14 protein-coding genes are annotated in these 18,455 nt (G+C 43.9%); 6 read left to right on the top strand and 8 right to left on the bottom strand.

Annotated features, from left to right (window positions below; all coding sequences use genetic code 11):
• Positions 1 to 15: 15 nt before the first annotated feature.
• The 6 genes from PQO05_RS11645 to PQO05_RS11620 form a co-directional block, all read right to left on the bottom strand.
• Positions 16 to 1,317: an O-antigen ligase family protein gene (locus PQO05_RS11645; RefSeq protein WP_273633084.1), complete on the bottom strand. Its 1,302-nt coding sequence runs from the start codon at positions 1,315 to 1,317 to the stop codon at positions 16 to 18.
• A complete protein-coding gene (locus PQO05_RS11640) occupies positions 1,295 to 2,422 on the bottom strand; it encodes a DUF1972 domain-containing protein (RefSeq protein ID WP_273633083.1) in 1,128 nt (375 codons plus the stop codon). The genes PQO05_RS11645 and PQO05_RS11640 overlap by 23 nt, the downstream gene beginning before the upstream one ends.
• Complete coding sequence (locus PQO05_RS11635) at positions 2,419 to 3,549, bottom strand: glycosyltransferase family 4 protein (RefSeq protein ID WP_273633082.1); 1,131 nt, start codon at positions 3,547 to 3,549, stop codon at positions 2,419 to 2,421. The genes PQO05_RS11640 and PQO05_RS11635 overlap by 4 nt, the downstream gene beginning before the upstream one ends.
• Positions 3,539 to 4,534, bottom strand: coding sequence for a glycosyltransferase (locus PQO05_RS11630; protein WP_273633081.1), 996 nt, complete (start codon positions 4,532 to 4,534; stop codon positions 3,539 to 3,541). The genes PQO05_RS11635 and PQO05_RS11630 overlap by 11 nt, the downstream gene beginning before the upstream one ends.
• Positions 4,531 to 6,177, bottom strand: a complete 1,647-nt coding sequence (locus PQO05_RS11625) for a hypothetical protein (RefSeq protein WP_273633080.1) — start codon at positions 6,175 to 6,177, stop codon at positions 4,531 to 4,533. The genes PQO05_RS11630 and PQO05_RS11625 overlap by 4 nt, the downstream gene beginning before the upstream one ends.
• A 107-nt stretch (positions 6,178 to 6,284) precedes the next feature.
• Positions 6,285 to 7,700: an oligosaccharide flippase family protein gene (locus PQO05_RS11620; protein WP_273633079.1), complete on the bottom strand. Its 1,416-nt coding sequence runs from the start codon at positions 7,698 to 7,700 to the stop codon at positions 6,285 to 6,287.
• 190 nt (positions 7,701 to 7,890) lie between these two features.
• Here PQO05_RS11620 and pxpB point away from each other — a divergent pair, with 190 nt between their 5' ends.
• From pxpB to PQO05_RS11590, 6 genes are all read left to right on the top strand, one after another.
• Positions 7,891 to 8,625 carry a 5-oxoprolinase subunit PxpB gene (gene pxpB / locus PQO05_RS11615; RefSeq protein WP_273633078.1) on the top strand — a complete coding sequence of 245 codons (735 nt, stop codon included), beginning with the start codon at positions 7,891 to 7,893 and terminating at the stop codon, positions 8,623 to 8,625.
• Positions 8,626 to 9,621 (top strand): 5-oxoprolinase subunit C family protein, encoded by a 996-nt coding sequence (locus PQO05_RS11610; protein WP_273633077.1) that lies wholly within the window; start codon positions 8,626 to 8,628, stop codon positions 9,619 to 9,621.
• A 19-nt stretch (positions 9,622 to 9,640) separates the two neighbouring features.
• On the top strand, positions 9,641 to 10,402 hold the full coding sequence (locus PQO05_RS11605; RefSeq protein WP_273633076.1) for a LamB/YcsF family protein: 762 nt from the start codon (positions 9,641 to 9,643) through the stop codon (positions 10,400 to 10,402).
• Positions 10,403 to 10,404: 2 nt separating this feature from the next.
• A complete protein-coding gene (locus PQO05_RS11600) occupies positions 10,405 to 11,589 on the top strand; it encodes an NRAMP family divalent metal transporter (RefSeq protein WP_273633075.1) in 1,185 nt (394 codons plus the stop codon).
• A gap of 12 nt (positions 11,590 to 11,601) precedes the next feature.
• Positions 11,602 to 14,190: a M1 family aminopeptidase gene (locus PQO05_RS11595; RefSeq protein WP_273633074.1), complete on the top strand. Its 2,589-nt coding sequence runs from the start codon at positions 11,602 to 11,604 to the stop codon at positions 14,188 to 14,190.
• Between the two features lie 158 nt (positions 14,191 to 14,348).
• Complete coding sequence (locus tag PQO05_RS11590; protein ID WP_273629920.1) at positions 14,349 to 15,566, top strand: IS4 family transposase; 1,218 nt, start codon at positions 14,349 to 14,351, stop codon at positions 15,564 to 15,566.
• Positions 15,567 to 15,777: 211 nt separating this feature from the next.
• Here the strand turns inward: PQO05_RS11590 and PQO05_RS11585 are convergent, their stop codons facing one another.
• Both PQO05_RS11585 and PQO05_RS11580 read right to left on the bottom strand, forming a co-directional pair.
• Positions 15,778 to 17,370, bottom strand: coding sequence for a Na+/H+ antiporter (locus PQO05_RS11585; protein WP_273633073.1), 1,593 nt, complete (start codon positions 17,368 to 17,370; stop codon positions 15,778 to 15,780).
• Between the two features lie 65 nt (positions 17,371 to 17,435).
• A complete protein-coding gene (locus tag PQO05_RS11580) occupies positions 17,436 to 18,317 on the bottom strand; it encodes a LysR substrate-binding domain-containing protein (protein ID WP_273633072.1) in 882 nt (293 codons plus the stop codon).
• Positions 18,318 to 18,455: the final 138 nt, after the last annotated feature.

Below are 18,455 nucleotides of genomic sequence, written 5' to 3'. Positions count from 1 at the left end.
AACTGTTATCTATAATTAACACGTTGAAACAGGCGCTAAGGTTGCCTTTACCGCAATCTTTTCTGCATTATTTATACTTTTTGAAACACTGTTTGCGCTTAATAACAATAACGAAAAAAATGCGCTGTAAAAGAAAATTCCCTTGTTGGCGTCAAGCGCGTTTTCGGCAATGGATGTGCTGATCATCAGGGCCACACAGGTGGTTAAAAGCAGGTCTTTATTTCTGATAGAAAGCGCTAAGCTATAGCCTAAAGTAAAAAGGTATACAGCCAGGCCAATGCATCCGCTTTTGATTAATAAGCTTAAAAATTCGTTATGCGCATTAAGCTGATGGATGAATGAGTGGTACAATTTATTGTAAAAATAGGTCTGTTCCATTTCCTCTTTTTCCATCCCGGTACCAAAGCCAAATATCGGTTTGGCTTTCACGGTGTGCATGGTAGCCTTCCAGCGGTCGAGCCGCGAATCGGTTACCACGGTAATATGGCTCATGTCTACATCTGATTCCAGGTCTGAGAACAGCCTTGTTTTCAAACTATCATACCTTAACACCACAATGGTTGCTAAAAGCGTTACGGCGAGCGATGCCCCTAATAAAATAAAGCGTTTTCTGCCCTCAAATAAATACAACGGCACAAAAATATAGGCCACAATAACCAAAGAAATAATAGCTGATTTGGAGGATAACTGGATTAATCCGGCAAATAAAACACCCATCCCCACGATGGAAACCAGTTTAAATAACTTCTTTTTCTCTGCTAATATGTCCTGAAATAAAATAACTGTCGCTGCTACAACCAGGATAGAGAAAAACGTAGCATGTATACCTACCGGTTTAGAGAAATTATGGTTGATGAAACTGGTGGTATAAACAAAAGATAGCGGCAAATGAAAATGCCTGATGGTAGTTAACACAACAGCAAACAAACCCATAACCACTAATACACAGCTCCATGCAAAACAACTTAATAATTGCTTTTTATATTTAGTAATTAAGGGCTGATGGATGGCAAACACCATGGGTATAAACAGGATATGTGCCTGCATAGCCCAATCGTCAACCGCCCGTTTAAAGTTGGTGGTGTATGTGGTGCTGAAAAGGGTTACGAAAAATACAGCCTGTACAATTAGTACCCGTGGTTCATACACCCGTTTCAGATCAGCTTTTTTAAGGTTGATGAGTGTATGGATCACCAGGCTCACAAAAATCAGCTCGCTAAAAAAACGGTCTAATGGCAGGCAGGCAAAAAACAGCAGGATGTGGAAATAAGTGACCTGGTTGGTTACCGTATCCTTAATAAGCCATAGCTTTTTCATAGTTCATGCTGCAATAACATTCATAAATATAGGCTTCGTACTCACTGATGATCTTGTCCCAGTTATAGTGTTGCTGGATGCGTTTAATGTTGTTACCGATCATCGTATCCTCGGCCGAATTACGTGCCACCACTTCGGTAAGCCACTGCACATCGGCCGACGAGCTGAAGTAAAAAGCATTGTGGTTTAATACCGAACGGTTAAAAGGATTATCGTGCGCAGCAATTAATGCCCCACCAGCCATAGCTTCTAACAGTGACGGATTAGTGCCGCCCACACTATGCCCGTGAAAATACAGGTAGGCATTATGCTGTAATTGTTGGATGGTTTTAATGTTGAAGATGGCATCGTGAAAACAAACGCGCTCATCGTGCCCGAATTTGGCTTTAAGATATTGCCCGAACTTATTACTGGTATTGCCCACCACCAGGAACTTTTTGGTTGATACACTTTTGGTAAAGCCTTCCAGAATAGTTTCGATATTATTCTCGGGCTCCATGCGGGCCACCAGCAGAAAGTAGTCTTTAGGTTTGAGGTTAAATTTATTCATCAGCGGGCAATCATCGTCCACAAAACGTTCGGCACCGTAAGCGATGAAGGCACTGTTAATACCATATTTTTTTTGCAGATATGAACGGATCACCGTCGAATCTGCAATGTAATAATCGCTGTATTTTACGGCCAGTTTCTCGGCATACTTCAAAAAGGCTTGTACCGGTTTCGAGTATTTAGAGCGCTTCCATTCCAACCCATCCATGTTTGATATAATGGTAGCCCTGCGCGGAAACAGGCTACCCCAAACCGAGCTGCTGGTATAACCCATAAAAAGGATCACATCAAAATCGCGCTGGCGCATATCCTGGATACAGTTAAAATCATAAATAAACTGACCGGCGGTACCCAGCATATTCTCGGGATCGTAGCAGTGTACAATCTCCACGCCATTCCAGGTACTGCCTTGGTAAGGGTGGTTATGCGAATTATATACGGTAACCAAGTGGCCTTTTTCAACCAGCCCCGGTGCAACATAGGCCGTTATTTGTTCGAAGCCACCATAATGGTTTGGGATGCCGCGCGTACCGGCAATGGCAATTTTTAACTTCATGATGTTAAAAGATTATAGAATGTACCGGCGGTTTGCTGCCAGTTATATTGTTGTTGTATTTGATGTGCCACATCTGCCAAAAAAGCAGCATCGGGCGGGTTATTGAGCATGTATTGAAGCTTAACAGAAAACTCGACCTCATTAGCCGGGTTAAAACAATACGGCTCGAAAAAATCAAAACTCTGCATAGCAGTAGCAGATGAGCAAAGCACCGGCACATGATGCATCGCGGCTTCCAATGGCGGGATACCAAAACCTTCGACAATGGATGGATAAACGAACAGGCGGCAAGCCTTATAAAATGCATCCAGATCGCTTTGATCAACCTGCTCAATAAAATGGAAGTATTGCTTTTGCTCTGCTGTTAAATTGTCAATGAGGCTTTGCAGAGCGGGTACCTGTGCCGATTTTTTACCGATAAATACCAGCGGGATCTGCCGTTTGTAAAGTTCCAGTTGCAGGTAAGTTTTCAGCAACAACTCGTGGTTTTTACGGGCCTCTACCCTGCTTACATACAGGATATAATTTTCGATACCATACCGGACTTTGATTCGTCGCCGGGCAATTTCCCGGCTCTGTCTTGTCGTCTCCGTAGTTGGTTTCACCCCATTGGGTAACACATGGATGTCCCGGTATTTTAAGCCATAATATTCGGCAATACGCTCCTGCGAGTAGGCTGATACCGTGGTTTTAATCCCTGCATTCCTGATACTGCGGCCAAAAAGGTATTGCCTGCTTGTACGGTAGCCGAATGAGAAATAGTGCTTGTAATCGTTAAAAATAATATCGTGCAGGGTTACAATGTATCTGCATCCAGGTTTGCGTTGTGGGGCGATGTATTGGAAATGCGCAAAATCAAACCCGTACTGTTTAATATACCGGGGGATGTCGGTTACATAGCGCAGCAAACCGGGTTTGGCATTTTTATAGGCCAATACATTTTGAGGCTGAAGTTGCGGGAATGCGCGTTGCAACCGTCCCGGATCAGACGTACCGAAGTATACATCAACATCAGGATGATTCTCTAATAATGCGCTGTACAACCCCTGTAGAAAGGTATAAGTACCCTGATATTCCTTATCCATGCTGTGTGCATCCACAAAAAGTTTAATGGGTTTAGCGTTCATGGGGTACGCCTCCTTCCTCGCGGTATAATTCTGTTGCTTTGGCAGTATGATAAATGCGGTTGATGAACCGGCCAGGCAGCAAAGTCATCAGCAACAGCACATAACTTTTAAAATGCAGCCTGTTTATGGCCAGCAGTTTGTAAATATTGTAGCGGGCCTTTTTCGGGTTATGGTTATTCCACAAAAACTTTTTAGCCAAAAGGCCATAATAGGCCTCATGGTTAATGTTGTTATCGAGCTGTTGTCCGCGGATGGCTATCAGCTCGCTATAATCATCGGCATCAATGGTACCCCTTGTGAGCGCATTAAACTTTATTTCGAGAAAGCGTGGGTGGCACCATCTTTCATCAATGGTGACAGATTCAGGATTCAGGCGAACTTTAATCAGGCTTTCGGGCATGTTATAGCCCTTATAATGTTTCAGTACCTTAAGCCAAAGCAAATGGTCTTCAAAGGTATGGGCGTAGATATTGTAGCCGCCCTGTTCCATAATACTGGCCTTGCGGTAAAATACGCTGGAATGGATAAATGGGCATACTTTGTAACTGATCTTATCTATGCCCTCCTGCGATAACAGTGGTGCTTTGAAGTTGAAAATATGGTGCCCTTCCTTATCCACATAATCAGTTGCCGAACCGATGATATGGTATTCGGGATGATCGAGCATGAATTGATACTGCAGCGCCAGGCGATTAGGGTAGCATATATCATCAGCATCAAAACGAGCTATATATGGTGCTTTCGATAACTTCAATCCTGTATTTAAAGCTCCGGCCACGCCCTGGTTTTTCTGATTTACAAGCACAATGCGTTTGTCGCCAAACGATGCTACTATCGCCTCGGTATCATCTGTAGAGCCATCGTTAATAATCAGCAGTTCGAAATCGGTAAAGGTTTGCTTTAGTACAGATGCTATCGCCTCGGCAATGTATAACCCTGCATTGTATGCGGGCATCAGTACGGTTATTTGCGGGTTATTGCTCATGCTGTGTTCAGTTTAAGCAATTGATTTTCCCGGATGTCGGCCAGTAAAAGCAGTTCCAATAATACCACGATTGATAATTGTTCGAACCAGTAATCGGTGAAAAACACGCAGCCTACAAAAAGCAATAGCGGCAAACCATAGCTAAGGTAGCGGCGCTGTTTTAAGAAATAACCGATGTAAAACAGCAGGAAGATAACCAGTCCGGCCAGGCCATATTCGCTCAGGAGCTGGTCATAGACCGAATCGGGACTATTGGTTACCGAGTGCATCCCTGTACGCCTGCTGAAAAAGTTAAGGTACACATCAAGGTGGTTCGTCAGAAAATCGGGACTGATAAATGCATACTTTACCGGGTAACCACCAGCCATTCCCAAACTTGTTGACCGGAATGCCAGCTTGGATGAAAAGTTGCCCATACCATCGCCAGTTAGAACTTTTGCAGGATGTTTTTTCAGAAACAAAGCCGTTTGCCTGAATGTAATTACCTTGCCCGGGATAATCCGTTTGGTGGTTTCCGACTGTGTGGCCAAATGCAGGCTATTCTGATGCTGGGCAATAAAAGCAATCAGCTTTTGCTGCATCCTGTCGGTATCCGACCTTGGTTGAAACATGGCCGTATGGATACTGTCTTTAGGTAGCTCATATTTAACCAAACCTAAAGGCTCGGGTGCTTTAATATGTTTAGCCTGGTATTCTTTTTCCAGTTTAAGGCTCAGGGTATCGAGGTAAAGCTGGGCTATTTTTTGCTGCTTTTGCAGCGGGTTAAGCAAACTATCCGGGATGGTGGTAATGCGCACTTCTTTAACCGGAACAGGATCAAACGACACATTTTTGTTGAACACCATTTTGTTATACATCTTATCGATGTAGTACATATTCTGCGGCGATACCTTTACCATAAACGTTACCAGCATCATGAGGCAAACCACAATCATGCTTTTTTGTACACGGGTGCTCCTGAATATAAAAGCGAGTATCAGCACCGTAAACAACATAATGTTGATAGTATTGCTGGCTGCGAGCAATAGCACCAGTACACATAGCAGCAGCATTTTAATATTTTGCCTAAACAGGTAATAAATAACCCCAAAGGCAGCAATGGATGCATTGGTGATGGATACATCGAAGGTGATACCCTTAATATAATCGCCGGTATTTAAAAAATATTCCTGGTAATTGCCCTGAAAGGTGTAGGGGTTTATTTCTTTAATTTTCAGGATGATGAGCAGGATATTGGCGAATGATACCAGGGCATTCAACACAAAAAACACCGTGATAGTACGATGCAAAACCGCGGGCTCGGTGGTGTCAACAGCCAGTTTTATTTGATGGATAGCCAGTATGCACAACAACCAGAATGCAATGCCCGAAACAAAAGCTACGTTGTAATGGATAGAAAGAAAGTACTTAAAGGCAACCCAGTTAATAACTGCAATAGCAATCACCCCTAAATAAAACAGCGGTAACCGCGATTGCTTCGCCTTAAAACCAAATTTAAAATTAGGCCGAAGGAAATAGATCAATACCAATGCAAAAAGCTTGATAAACAGCTTTACATTTAAAAAAAGTAAAAGGAATACCAGCAAAGGCCAGTTAATCCCTTTTACCCACTCTTTCAATCTAACTAAAACTGTGTTATCCATGCATTATAGCGCATACGGCTTGCTTCGAGACCCTCCGTATTGTTGCTAATAGAATTACGCCGACGGACTGTAATAGGTTGCCTGCCATTAGGCCAGTATGTAAATTTTTATTGGCCGATGGCAGGCTTTAAGAAGTTTAATTTTTTGAGATTAATTTGCCTGAAGAGTATTGTGAACACCAAATACAAAACGGCGGCAAATAAAATAACGGTAATATCCCCGCTAAGAAAATGGATAGCTATAAAGCCACTTATTATAGCACAAATGCTACATATTACGAGGTTAACCCCCACTTGCAAGGCGGCCTGCTTTTCAATAGTCAACATATATAATATAGCTTGCACCAACATAGCTGCCAGGTAAGCAATTGCAGCACCTGCATTTCCCAGTAAAGGTATCAGCACCACGTCGCCAATTACGTTTACCAGAAATGTTACCGCAAATACTTTAAATATCAGCCTCAGTTTGCCTTGTGCAAAACCAATGCTCCACAAAAAGTTATTGAAATACATCAAGGGCATACAGACTGCCAATACCAGTATTACGGATGAATTTACCGCCCCATACTTACCATGCGTAAACCAATCAACCAATGGCGACCAGCTGAGATAAAATACCAAACCTATCAACACAGAAAACACAAGTTCCAGTTTTAAAATGCTGAAAAGGTGTGTTGGGAATATGCCCCGCTCCTTAATTACGCTTACAAAGCGCGGCAAAAGCAGCGGGGCTACTGCTAATAAAGGCAGGGTAGAAATTTCGAAGGCTTTGTAGGCAAAGCTGTATTCGGCCAGTTTAACGGCTGATAAAAAGAGGCCGATAAAGATCCAGTCGAAACGCGCCAGTGCTGATGTAAACAATACTACACCAATTTGCGGCAATGCCTCCTTCAATAAAGCGAAGTATGGTTTGGGCTGAAATGAGAAAGAAAGCGGTACCCGCAAATACTTGTAAAATAAGTAAACGGTTACTGCAAACTCCAACCCATCCCCTGCTAAAAAAACGAATACAGCAGTGATTAGTGTTACCTGTTGAAAAAAGGCAAGCACAATTAACGCCACTCCCCTCACCACATTTGATACAGCCGACATTTTAGCCAGCACACCAAACCGCTCCTGCCCAGATGCCAGTTGCTTAAAGGGAGTTGCAAAGTAGATCATTAGCTTGCCCGCGCCTACCAGCATCAAGACTTGAAAAATGATAGGCGAATGGGGCATAACCCACCAAACTACCCCGATCGCAATGTAAAATATAAAGCCCGAAAACAGCACGTGGTTAACAAAAAGGCCGGTTACTATCGCCACATCATCGCCCTGGGCTATTTTTTTAATCACCAGCTGATCTATCCCACAAGCCAAAATATTGAATGCTGTAAACAGGATAGCCAATACCCAGTTTAGCTGGCCGAAACTCTGCTTGTCTAACCAGGAAGATAAAATGTAGAATATAGCCAGCCCAAACACCTGGTTAATAACCAACTGTATAGTATTGGCAGAAAGATTTTTTAAATGACTGGGCTTCACTCCTGATGTTAAATACCGGCTTTATAAATAGTTACGCGATTTATGGGCAAAGCGTTGCTACTACTAATAATTAAAGTATTATTTAACTGAGATAATCATTGCTGTTTTTCGCCATAAAATAGTAACAATCAATCTATAAAACCCACTGCATTTGCATTGTTACAATGTTTGTTTTAACTTGACTGCCGTTATGCAGCCCCTAACTGATTTAGCTAATAAAGTGTTTACCGCTTATTACCTCAGCGAACACGCCCTCACTCTCGAGTTTGGGCACGAGATCAGCGAATCCTTGCTGCAAAAAATTACAAGTTTTAATTTTTTAATTAATCAGAAGCCGTTTACCGGGTTTCGCACATCTGTACCTGCTTATGGTACTATCAGTGTGTTTTATGACCCAATAAAGGTGATACAGGCAGATGATTTACAAGGGATTGATTGTTACGAAAAAGTATTCAACTACCTGTATCAGCTTACCCCTGATTCAGATACCCAACCCAACACACCCAATAACTTAATCACCATCCCCACTTGTTACGGTGGTGTATATGGCGAAGATCTGGATGAAGTTGCCGATTTGAATAACCTATCAACCGATGAGGTCATAAATTTACATAGCGCTGCTATTTATAAAGTGTATATGATAGGATTTGTGCCGGGGTTCGCTTACCTTGGCGGCATGTCTGCACAACTGGCTACGCCCCGCAAGCCAACACCCCGTAAAATTATACCCGCAGGTTCTGTGGGCATTGCCGGGATGCAAACGGGCATATACCCATTAGCCACACCCGGGGGCTGGCAATTAATAGGCCGCACCCCACTCACTTTGTTTGATGCAACCAGAGAGCGACCCGCTTTATTAAAGGCAGGCGACCAGGTAGTATTTAAACCCATAGACCATCACCAGTTTGAAAACTATCGTCATTAAATGATGCGTATCCGCATAATTAAACCGGGCATCCTCAGCACTATTCAGGATCTGGGCCGAAACAATTATCTCTCGCAGGCCGTACCTGTTTCCGGCGCAATGGATACATTATCGGCACGTATAGCCAATATGGCGATAGGTAATAATGACAATGCAGCTGTTATCGAATTTACTTATGCCGATGCAGAGTTTATGACCGAGACGGACACTCTCATCGCTTATGCAGGCGATGGTGCTATCCTGCAAGTCGGCGATTTGGTAATCCCTGCCGAAAAACCTGTTTTCATACCTGCTTATACTTCTGTTCAACTGGTTAATAATCCGGCTGGAAGCCGCACTTACATGGCTATTGGAGGTGGTTTTGATGTGCCTGAAGTTTTAGGCAGCCGCAGTACTTTTATTACAGCTAAGCTTGGTGGTTTTGAAGGAAGAAATTTGCAAGCCGGAGACACCTTAAGCAGTGCAGAAACCCTTACAAGCACTACGGCCAACATATTTTATCGCCTCAAGGGCGAAACCATCACCTACCCCGCCTGGAGCATTGCCCACCGTATGTTTATGCCTGCGGATACTAAACGCATCAGGGTGGTACCGGCTCACGAGTTTAGCTGGTTTCATGGGTTGGCTATCGTCAACTTTTTGTCGGAGCCCTATACTTTGAGCATGAACAGCAACCGCATGGGTTACCATTTGGATGGCGAACCCATTACGCGCATTATCAAAAACGAGTTGCTCTCTACCGCGGTTACACCGGGCACTATACAGGTTACCGGCAATGGCAGTATGGTTTTATTAATGGCCGATTGCCAGACCACCGGCGGTTACCCGCGTATTGCCCAGGTGGCAGCGGTTGATTTGCCTTTATGCGGACAATTAAAACCCGGCGACACCATTTATTTTGAAGACATCAGTCATCAAAATGCCGAAATGCTGTATATTGAACGTGAACACGAATTGCAGCAGCTCCGCGAGGCAATTCAGCAGAAATATTTGTAATTATTGAATTTGTATTACCATGCAAAGTATTGATTTAAACTGCGATATGGGCGAAGCCTTTGGCAATTACCCCATGCCCAATGATGATATTTTACTTGATCATATTACCTCGGCCAACATTGCCTGCGGTTTTCACGCCGGTGACCCCGAAGTGATGCAGCATACCGTAGCTATGGCTATTAAGAAAGGTGTAGCCATCGGTGCCCATCCCGGCCTGCCCGATTTGCAGGGCTTCGGTCGTCGCGAGATGAAGATCACGGCTAATGAGGCTTACCAGATGACCATTTACCAGATTGGCGCGCTCTATGGTTTTGTAAAAGCAGCCGGGAGCAAATTACGCCATGTAAAACCACACGGCGCACTATACAATATGGCCGCTAAAGATGCAGCATTAGCCAAAGCCATTGTACAAGCCGTACACGATTTTGATTCGACCCTGATACTCTACGGCCTTGCCGGAAGCGAAATGATTGAAGCCGCCAAGAAGATCGGCATCATCACCGCATCAGAAGTTTTTGCCGACCGTACTTACCAGGATGACGGCTCGCTTACCCCCCGTTCACAAAGCAACGCATTGATTACCGACGAAGCGCAGTCCATAGCCCAGGTATTGCAAATGGTAAAGCATCAGCAGGTACAATCTGTCAGCAATAAAAACATTCCGCTTAAAGCCGAAACGCTTTGTCTGCACGGCGATGGCAGCCACGCGGTGGAGTTTGCCAAACTGATTAATGAGAAATTAAAGGCTGAGGGTATTACGATTAAAGCGCCGGGTGTATAAGCATGACTGAGAAAAAGTTTAACTGGAGCGTACTCATAGGCGCAGCGTTTCTGATGGCAAGTTCGGCCATCGGTCCGGGCTTTTTAACACAGACGGCCTTGTTTACGGCGCAGTTGGGTGCCAGTTTTGGTTTTGTAATTTTGCTTTCTATTATACTGGATGCTATTGCCCAGCTCAACATCTGGCGCATTATTGCCGTGGCCGATAAACCGGCTCAGGATATTGCCAATGAGGTTTTGCCCGGCTTGGGTTATATTATCTCATTCCTTGTATTTTTGGGTGGCATGGCCTTTAACATTGGTAATATTGCCGGTGCTGGTTTAGGCCTAAATGTATTGTTTGGTGTAAGCGTTGGCCAGGGTGCAATCATGAGCGCTGTTATTGCTATCGGCATCTTCATCTACAAAGAATCGGGCAAGGCGATGGATGCTTTTGCCAAAACCATGGGCTGCCTTAAAATTTTACTGGCCTTTTTTGTAGCCTATATCAGTAAACCGCCTTTGATGGAAGCTGCCATTCGCTCGGTTAACCCAACACATTTTAGCTTTACTGCCGTGCTTACTATTGTTGGTGGCACGGTTGGCGGTTATATCACTTTTGCGGGCGCACATCGCTTATTGGATGCCCGGCAAACCGGTGTGCAAAATTTGCCTGCTATTAGCAAAGGTGCCGTGAGCGCCGTAGGACTGGCTTCTGTAATGCGCTTGTTGTTGTTTATTGCAGCACTGGGTGTGGTAAGCGCAGGCAATAAACTCAATCCTGATAATCCGGCTGCCTCGGTATTTCAACTGGCTGCGGGGCAAATTGGATATAAACTATTCGGACTCATTATGTGGTCGGCAGGGATCTCATCGGTAGTAGGGTCGGCCTTTACATCGGTATCTTTTATCAAGAGTTTTCACCCGGTTATCATGAAGCTTAACAGGCAGATCATTATCGCTTTTATCATTATTTCCTGCTTCATTTTTCTGCTGATTGGTAAACCGGTTAAGATCTTAATTGCCGTTGGTGCTATTAACGGGGTGATCTTACCGCTCGCTCTCGGCATTATGCTGATAGCCGCTTATCGTAACAAAATTATATCCAATTATAAACAACCGCTGCTGCTTACTATACTTGGTGTACTGGTAGTTGTGGTGATGACCTGGATGAGTTATGGTGCCATTGTACAACTGCTCAAACAGTAAATATTTCGTTTCATGATCTCTAAACTAAAAACATATTCGGCAGCTGCGTTATTGCTGGCTTCTGCCACTGCTGGCTTTGCACAAGGCGCCCGTCCGCTGGTTGAACCTGGTGTTTCTTTAAAGTTGGCTACTTACAGGCATACGGCTTTAAGCGATCTGCAATACACATTGAATTTTGATATTCCGGCCGAGAGAAGTCAGGCCATCAATGCTACCGAAAATATCAGCTTTACTTTAAAATCATTGGTTCAGCCCTTACAGCTGGATTTTAAACAACCTGCCGAAAAGGTAAAATCAATTGCAGTAAATGGACAGGACATTCCGGTTGACTGGGCTAATGAGCACATCATTATCGATACCAAATACCTGAATACAGGTATCAATAAAATAGATCTAAAATTTATTGCCGGTAACGAATCATTGAACCGAAATGATGATTACCTGTACGCTTTATTTGTGCCTGATCGTGCCCGAACCGTGTTTCCATGCTTTGATCAGCCCGATTTAAAATCTCACTTTTTGCTGACGTTACAAGTTCCGTCTGACTGGAAAGTACTGGCCAATGGTATCAAAAAAGACTCGGTAGTTAATAGTAACCGTACTACTTTCCATTTCGCTAATTCTGATAAACTGCCTACTTACCTGTTCTCATTCACCGCAGGTAAATATCAATATGCGCAGCAATCAGTAGGCAAGCATACAGCAGAGTTTCTATACCGCGAAACAGACCCAACCAAGATTAAACTCAGTGTCGATTCTGTATTTATCGACCATAAAAACGCCATCAGCTTTCTGGAAGGCTGGACAGGCATTGCCTTCCCTTTCCAAAAAGTGGGTTTTGTGGGCATCCCCGATTTTCAGTTCGGCGGAATGGAGCACCCGGGCGAGGTACAGTATAAAGCATCGAGCTTGTTTTTAGATGATGGTGCTACGAAAGACCAATTCATTAGTCGATCAAACCTTATTTCGCACGAAACAGCGCACATGTGGTTTGGCGATATGGTTACGATGGAGTGGTTTAATGATGTGTGGATGAAGGAAGTCTTCGCCAATTTTATGGCCGACAAGGTGACCGAGAAAATGATGGGCAGCGAAACTTTTAACCTTAAGTTTCTGCAAGACCATTACCCTGCTGCTTATGGTATTGACCGAACACAGGGTGCAAACCCGATCCGCCAGCAGCTGGATAATTTGCAGGATGCGGGCTCGCTTTACGGCAATATCATCTACCACAAAGCCCCCATTATGATGCGCCAGTTGGAACTGTTGATGGGTGCTGATAATTTCAGGCTCGGTATACAGGAATATTTGAAAAAATATGCCTACACCAACGCCACCTGGAATGATCTGATTGCCATACTAAGCAAACACAGCAAAACCGACCTGTATGCCTGGAACAAAGTCTGGGTTAACCAACCCGGCCGACCGGTATTTGATTGCGAATACCTTGGTGCGAACCTTGGTACGGAAAATAAGATCGTTCGCTTTAATATCACGCAGAAGGCCGAATTTGGCGAAGCACGCACCTGGCCCCAGATATTTGACATTACCCTGGTTTACCCGGATCACAGCCAAAACCTGACAGTAAATATGGTTGGTGCTCAAATGGAGCTCAAAGCTGCTGAAGGGCTTGCCTGGCCAAGTTATGTACTGTTTAACAGCAACGGCATGGGTTATGGCTTGTTCCCTACAGATAAAAATATTACGGGGTCGTTGTTTGAAATTGCCAGTCCGCTGCAACGTGCCTCGGCTTATATTACTGCTTATGAGAATATGCTGGCAGGCCGTTACTTTAAGCCCAATGAGCTGCTGCAACTATTTACCAAAGGCCTAACCGTTGAAAAGAACGAAATGAACCTGCGCATGCTTACCGGCTATATCGGCAGCATTTACTGGGAATTTATATTGCCCGCAGATCGCCAGAAAATGGCAACAACGGTAGAGCAATCTTTCTGGACGGCCATGCAGCAGCAGGAAGCGCCAAACAATAAAAAGATTTTATTCCGCGCCTACCAGGATGTTTATTTTAGCCACGAGGCGCAAAGTAATATCTACAACATCTGGCAGCAAAAGCAGCCGCCTGTTGGTGTTAAACTATCGGAAGATGATTACACCTCACTCGCCTTTTCATTTGCCCTGCGAAGCGATACCGTTACCCACATCCTAAAACAACAGGAAGACCGCATCCCTAACGCAGATCGTAAAAAACGAATTGAGTTCTTAATGCCTGCGCTATCACTGGATGTACAGGAACGCGACGCTTTCTTCAACAGTTTGGGCGACCGTAAAAATCGCGCGAAAGAAGCATGGGTAACCGCAGCGTTATCATACTTAAACCATCCCCTACGTCAAAGCACCTCCATCAAATACCTCCCCAAAAGCCTCGACCTGGTTGAGGAAATCCAACGCACAGGTGATGTATTTTTCCCGCAATCGTGGTTAGGATCGATACTGAGTAGTTACCAAAGTAAAGAGGCAGCACAGATTGTAAATGATTTTCTGAAAGCTCATACTGATTATAATCCGAAACTGAAGGATAAAATTTTGCAATCGAGCGATAATTTGTTTAGGGCAGAGAAGTTGCTGGGAGCTGCGAAGTAGCAGTTGTTAGTAGCAGCAGTGGCGGTTCCCTACCCCCGTCATGCCGAACTTGTTTCACTGTTGTCCGGTAAACGATTTTTTTGAAAAAGATAAGGGGTAGCTTTTCGGCTACCCCTTTTTTGTGTTGATATTAGAGTTACCACACTTCAATATTCAACATGGGCAAAAGTACTTTTTTTACCGGACAGCCGGTATTGAATCAGCTGCTGAATTTGATTGACCGCAATTCAGTAAAGGCATTGGCAAGAGCGGGACAATATGACCGTTATTATCGTTATTTTGATACGCATACACATTTAGTCACCATGCTTTATTGTGTGTTAAACAAGTGTACAAGCAGCCGGGAAGTGGTTAGCGGGATGAAAGCCTGTAGTAATAAACTCGAACATGCAGGTATACAAAAGGCGCCGGGAAGGAGCACACTATGCGATGCCAATATGAAACGTTCCTATAAGGTTTTCGAGTTATTATATGAGCAGATTTATCGCAGGCATAAGCAACTTTTACCGGACAGCCGGTCGGTAAATAACCTCAAACTTTTTATAGCGGATGCCTCTACCATCACTTTGTTTCAACAAATACTCAAAGCCCCCAGTCCGGGTAAGCTCAACGGTAAAAGGAAAGGCGGTATTAAAGTACATACGCTGATCGATGCAACCGATGACGTTGCCATTCAGGTTAGTTTCACGGCAGCGAGTGCAAATGATATGACCTTTCTAAAGGAGATCAACCTGGAAGCCGGTTCATTTATCGTTTTTGATAAAGGCTATGTAGATTACAGTCAATATGAACGTTTAACTAATGAAGGGGTATTTTTTGTCACCCGCCAGAAAAAAGATGCCCGGTATGTGGTTACTGGTTCAAATGAAGTTAGCCCTGAAGACAAGGCATCTGGTATAATTGCTGACCGTTTGATCACCCTCGGCACACGCACCCATCGTAAAAAAATCAAGCTTAAAAGCCGTCAAATTACCTTTTTCGATAAGCAAAAAGCCAGAAAATTTGAATTCCTCACTAATAACTTTTCATTATCACCACTACAGATAGCTGATCTTTATAGAAAACGCTGGCAAATCGAGATCCTGTTTAAAAGGATCAAACAAAACTTCCCCCTCAAATACTTCCTGGGAGACAATGAAAATGCGATCAAGATCCAAATATGGGGTGCTTTTATTGCCGACCTGCTCATTAAACTTGTACAGGTTCAACTTAAAAGGAAATGGGCTTTCTCCAATTTGAGTGCTATTATCAGGTTACATCTGATGAGTTATATACATCTATTCAATTTTCTGAACGATCCTGAAAGGCTGTCCACTACAATCACCGGGGAAAAGCAATTAAAATTAGGGGGCTCACAATTTGGTTTTAAAACTTAATCCCTCTAAAACCCACTCAATGCCTCTTTTACTATCTCCTTCATTTTTTACCGGACAACAGTGAACTTGTTTCGGCATCCCACAGGACAGTTAGACGAATTGCTTAGCTTGTTGTATACTTAGCATGTGGGATGCCGAAACAAGTTCGGCATGACGGGTGGTGAGAAAGGCGGAGATTTTTCATTGACAAATTACCGAATCAACAAATTGCCTAATTATCTTCATCGCTATACCTTACCCTTACCTTCTCCTCCTCCAAATCCAGCAAACCGTGATACCGGCGGACGAGTTCGCTGTCGATCCGTGGCATGTTATTGATCTGGTCCAGGCACTCGCGTTGCTTTTCGATGAGCAGTCCGTAGATTCTTTGGAAGTCTTTCGACCGGCCGTCATCATCCATGCTGAAATACTGCTCGTTCTCGTACATAAACCTCAGTTGTTGCAAGGGTTTGTTACTTTTTAGCTGTTCGGCGTATTCCTCATTTAAGTAAGCTAAACTTGTTTTGGCGAGTGTTTTTCTGATGAGAATATTGAGTTCGTGAGGTGGTAGCAAATCGTCGGGATCTTCCATATTTACCCAATTGATTAGCAGCGGCAGGGTTAATCCTTGCACCACCAATGTGATGAGGATTACTGTAAAAGTGATAAATAAAATAAGATTCCGTTGAGGAAAAGCGGTGCCATTGCTCAGGTAAAACGGAACCGATAATGCCGAAGCAAGCGACACCACGCCGCGCATGCCAGCCCATCCTAAAATAATTGGTCCCTTCCACCCAGGTCGATTATCCGCAGTGGTAATAAACCGGCTAATAAATACCGTAAATACCGAAGCCCCCAAAGTACACAGAATGCGCAGTACAATAAGCACAGCCGAGATCAATACCCCATAACCAATAGCACCAATCAGGCTCACATCGCCCAATTGCCTGATAATTTCTGGCAGCTCGAGGCCAATGAGCATAAACACCACCCCGTTAAATATAAACCCCAACGCCGACCATACATTACTGATAGCCAACCGGCTGGTTGTACTCAAAAACTGGTGGCTTTTGGATGAGAGCAATAAACCACCGCTCACCACAGCTAATACACCCGAAAAATGCAGGCGCTCGGCCACAATGTACATCACATAGGGTGCAGTAAGAGTTAAGATAATATCGATATTGGCATCAGTAGGCAGCCACTTATGTATGGCATAGTAAATAAAGGCAATGGCTACGCCTACTACAATACCCATCGCTATTACAAGCACAAAGCTGAGCGCCGCCTGATGAAACACAAATTGCCCCGAAGCCACAGCCACCAACGCAAACCGGAATACAATTAAGCTCGATGCATCATTCAGTAAACTTTCGCCCTCTACAATACATTTAACGCGCTTGGGCACTTTTACATATTTGAGGATAGCCGTTGCCGAAACAGCATCGGGCGGGGATACTATACCGCCCAATAAAAAGCCCAGCGCCAGCGTAAAACCGGGTATTACACTGCTGGATACGATAGCAATTACAAACGAAGTAAGCAGTACTATCAAAAATGCAAAGCTGCTGATAACGCGCCGCCATTTCCATAAATCTTTCCAGGAGGTTTGCCAGGCAGCTTCGAACAATAAGGGTGGTAAAAAGATGATAAATATAAGCTCGGGGTTAACCCTCACTTTAGGCAAACCAGGAATGAGGCTCAAAATTAAACCGCCGACAACCAACACCATTGGATAGGCTACCTTTAATTTTTGCGACACCATTACCAAGGCTAAAATTGCCAGTACCAGTGCAATGCATATAATAGAAGTTTCTAATACCATACCGGGCGATAAGTTTTTACAGGTATGGTAAGATACAGTTTTACAACATGATTGCCAATAACCTGTTATGCTTCACTGCCTACTTTCAACAGTTCTTCAGCAAAAATAACTGCTGCCTTTTTGCGGTAAGCGCCTTTGTTCCAGATCACATACGATTGTCGCGACAGCTTGTTACCGGTAATGGGTATAGCTACCAGTTTATCCCAGCCAATCAGCGCTTTCTCATTAATAATACTCACCTGGTCGCTGTTTTGGATGAGAGAGAGCAGCGAATGCATATCATTCAGTTCTACCCGGATGGAAGGTTTCATTTTCTTTTTCTCAAACAATTCATCCACAAAATTGCGGGAGCTGAAACCTTTGGCCGGCAAAACGAGATTAAACTGCATCAGGTCTTTCAGGCTGATACTTTTCAATTTTGCCAGTTTGTTATCCTTCGATACGGCCATTACGATGTTCGATTTAGAGAGCGGCTGCAGGTCGAAATCAGGATCGTTACTTTGATTGTGAAAAGCCAGGATCAGGTCCAGTTCAGATTGTTTGAGCTTGAACTCGAGGTCTTCTGGTGCACCATATTCGAGATAAATTTTCAATGCGGGAAATTCTTTGGAGAAAATGGGCAACACGGGCAATATCATCGAGGTAAAAGCATAAGTAACCCCTACCCGCAGCTCGCCGGTTAACATATTGTTTAAATCGGCGATGGCTTGTTTGCCTTTTTCTATATCGAGCAAAATACGGCGAGCATGGGTTAAGAACACCTTGCCGGCTTCGGTAAGGCTAACGTGTTTGCCTAACCTGTCGAACAGCGGCATACCCAGTTCCTGCTCCAGCAGTTTGATCTGTTGCGAGAGGGTTGATTGTGTAATATATACCGCCTCAGCCGCATTGGTAAAGTGCAGCAACTCTGCCGCCTTTACAAAATATCCTAACTGACGTACTTCCATAATTAATCGTTTTTAACTATCAATATCATTAAAACAATCTATTTTACAAATGTAATCATTATACTGATTTTTGTACCAACGAAAAGATAACAGTACACAGGGCAGCCGCAGAGGCTTAAATGCTCAAAAATCACATCT

The organism is Mucilaginibacter jinjuensis (assembly GCF_028596025.1).
In the GTDB taxonomy this organism is placed as follows: Bacteria; Bacteroidota; Bacteroidia; order Sphingobacteriales; family Sphingobacteriaceae; genus Mucilaginibacter; species Mucilaginibacter jinjuensis.
The sequence above is the reverse complement of the archived record's forward strand: the minus strand, read 5'-3'. Positions and strand labels throughout refer to the sequence as shown.

What these genes read in the sequence shown, in the direction of transcription:
- PQO05_RS11645 (WP_273633084.1), bottom strand. Translation starts at nt 1,317, where the DNA reads ATGAAAAAGCTATGGCTTATTAAGGATACGGTAACCAACCAGGTCACT.
- PQO05_RS11640 (WP_273633083.1), bottom strand. Translation starts at nt 2,422, where the DNA reads ATGAAGTTAAAAATTGCCATTGCCGGTACGCGCGGCATCCCAAACCAT.
- PQO05_RS11635 (WP_273633082.1), bottom strand. Translation starts at nt 3,549, where the DNA reads ATGAACGCTAAACCCATTAAACTTTTTGTGGATGCACACAGCATGGAT.
- PQO05_RS11630 (WP_273633081.1), bottom strand. Translation starts at nt 4,534, where the DNA reads ATGAGCAATAACCCGCAAATAACCGTACTGATGCCCGCATACAATGCA.
- PQO05_RS11625 (WP_273633080.1), bottom strand. Translation starts at nt 6,177, where the DNA reads ATGGATAACACAGTTTTAGTTAGATTGAAAGAGTGGGTAAAAGGGATT.
- pxpB (WP_273633078.1), top strand. Translation starts at nt 7,891, where the DNA reads ATGCAGCCCCTAACTGATTTAGCTAATAAAGTGTTTACCGCTTATTAC.
- PQO05_RS11610 (WP_273633077.1), top strand. Translation starts at nt 8,626, where the DNA reads ATGATGCGTATCCGCATAATTAAACCGGGCATCCTCAGCACTATTCAG.
- PQO05_RS11605 (WP_273633076.1), top strand. Translation starts at nt 9,641, where the DNA reads ATGCAAAGTATTGATTTAAACTGCGATATGGGCGAAGCCTTTGGCAAT.
- PQO05_RS11600 (WP_273633075.1), top strand. Translation starts at nt 10,405, where the DNA reads ATGACTGAGAAAAAGTTTAACTGGAGCGTACTCATAGGCGCAGCGTTT.
- PQO05_RS11595 (WP_273633074.1), top strand. Translation starts at nt 11,602, where the DNA reads ATGATCTCTAAACTAAAAACATATTCGGCAGCTGCGTTATTGCTGGCT.
- PQO05_RS11590 (WP_273629920.1), top strand. Translation starts at nt 14,349, where the DNA reads ATGGGCAAAAGTACTTTTTTTACCGGACAGCCGGTATTGAATCAGCTG.
- PQO05_RS11585 (WP_273633073.1), bottom strand. Translation starts at nt 17,370, where the DNA reads ATGGTATTAGAAACTTCTATTATATGCATTGCACTGGTACTGGCAATT.
- PQO05_RS11580 (WP_273633072.1), bottom strand. Translation starts at nt 18,317, where the DNA reads ATGGAAGTACGTCAGTTAGGATATTTTGTAAAGGCGGCAGAGTTGCTG.